Annotated in this window: 2 protein-coding genes; both read right to left on the bottom strand. The window is 45.9% G+C overall.

The window, feature by feature from the left end; genetic code table 11:
* Positions 1 to 569, bottom strand: a 569-nt coding sequence (gene kdsA / locus B7X71_RS15605) for a 3-deoxy-8-phosphooctulonate synthase (RefSeq protein WP_293601393.1), incomplete at its 3' end; no start/stop codon positions are given.
* Between the two features lie 9 nt (positions 570 to 578).
* A partial coding sequence (locus B7X71_RS15600; protein WP_293599664.1) for a CTP synthase occupies positions 579 to 2,217 on the bottom strand: 1,639 nt, incomplete at its 5' end.

The following is a 2,217-nucleotide window of genomic DNA, read 5'->3' as shown; positions in this document are numbered from 1 at the left end:
AAAATAGCTAAGCTACGCATATCGGAAACTAAATTGTTGTAACCGAATGAAGCGCCACGCTCACAAACCATAAATTGATCTGGAAGATTTGCTTCTACTGCAGCTGCACGAGCTTTATCAATGACATTCAACATTTCATGAGGGGATAAAAATTGACCCTTCTTGAAATTCACTGGCTTACCACTTTGAGCACAGGCACGAATGAAATCAGTTTGTCTACACAGAAAAGCTGGCGTCTGGAGCACATCAACCACTTTTGAAACCGGCGCAATTTCGCTAATGTCATGAATGTCGGTCAATACCGGCACACCAATTTCACGCTTCACGCGGGCTAGAATCTCAAGACCCTTCTCCATGCCTAAACCTCTAAAAGAGGTTCCAGATGAACGGTTGGCTTTATCAAAAGAAGATTTGTAGATAAATGGGATGCCTAGCGAGGTGGTAATTTCTTTAAGCTCGCCAGCAATATCTAAGGCAGATTGCTCTGACTCAATGACGCAAGGTCCAGCAATCAAAAAGAAGCGCTGATTTAAACCAACATCGAAACCGCATAACTTAAATGCACTCATGACGATCTCCTAGGCTGCCTGCTCTTGAGCAGCGGCTTGATGAATTAAGGACGCCTTAATAAACGCAGAAAATAATGGATGACCGTCGCGTGGTGTTGAAGTGAATTCAGGGTGGAATTGCACACCAAAAAACCACGGATGAATAGAGTTTGGTAACTCCATCATTTCTGGTAGAGATTCATTTGGTGTTCTAGCAGAAATAATCAAGCCAGACTTTTCTAAGCGCGGTACATAAAGATTATTTACTTCATAGCGGTGACGATGACGCTCGTTTACTTCAGGGCCATAGATTTCATCTGCCAAAGTACCGGCTTTTACCGGGCAACGTTGGGAACCTAAGCGCATAGTCCCACCTAGATCAGAATCGTTAGTACGCTTCTCAACACGACCTTCACGATCAACCCACTCAGTAATTAAAGCAACTACTGGACTCTCAGTGTCTGGATCAAACTCTGTGCTATTAGCCTGAGCAATGTTGGCAACGTGGCGAGCAAACTCGATCACAGCCAACTGCATGCCCAAACAAATACCAAGGTACGGAACGCTATTCTCCCTGGCATAACGAATGGCAGCGATCTTACCTTCGGTGCCGCGTTTACCAAAACCGCCAGGGACCAAAATAGCATCTAAATTCTGCAGACAACCGACGCCATCTTTTTCAATGACTTCGGAATCAATATAGTTAATATTGACGCGTGTGTGATTGTGGATTCCTGCATGACGCAAAGCTTCAATAAGAGACTTGTAAGATTCGGTTAACTCAACGTATTTACCCACCATGCCAATGGTTACTTCGTGCTGTGGGTTGGCTAACTCATAAACCAAGTTTGCCCAAACAGATAAGTCCGCAGGCTTAGCTTCAATATCAAGTTCGCGACAAATTAAATCATCCATTCCCTGCGCTTGAAGCATCTCGGGAATCTTGTAAATGGTATCAACGTCCCATACTGAAATCACAGCCTCTTCACGCACGTTAGAGAACAGGGAAATCTTAGAGCGCTCGTCTTCTGGGATGGGGCGATCCGCACGGCATAACAGCACGGTCGGCATGATGCCGATTTCTCGTAACTTTTGTACCGAGTGCTGAGTAGGTTTTGTTTTTAACTCCCCGGCACTAGCAATGTAAGGGACCAAAGTGAGGTGGACAAAGGCGCAACTGTGTCTTGGCAGACGAATACTCATCTGGCGCGCTGCCTCAAGAAACGGCAAAGACTCAATATCGCCTACCGTTCCGCCGATTTCACAGATTGCAATATCAGCATTGCCATCATGGCTTGCTTTTGCGCCACGCTCTACGAATGCTTGAATCTCATTTGTAATGTGAGGTATTACCTGGACAGTTTTACCAAGATATTCGCCACGACGCTCTTTACTGATCACGGACTCATAAATCTGGCCAGTCGTGAAGTTATTGCTCTTGCGCATCTTTGCAGAGACAAAGCGCTCGTAGTGACCAAGATCAAGGTCAGTTTCAGCGCCATCTTCGGTTACGAAGACTTCACCGTGTTGAAGTGGGCTCATGGTCCCAGGGTCAACGTTGATATAAGGGTCTAATTTTAGGAGGGTGACTTTCAGGCCGCGGGATTCAAGAATCGCGGCAAGCGAGGCAGCTGCGATTCCTTTCCCTAAAGAAGAAACCACACCACCA

The sequence above is a fragment of the Polynucleobacter sp. 39-46-10 genome (assembly GCF_002282275.1).
This window is presented reverse-complemented; position numbering and strand designations above follow the sequence as displayed.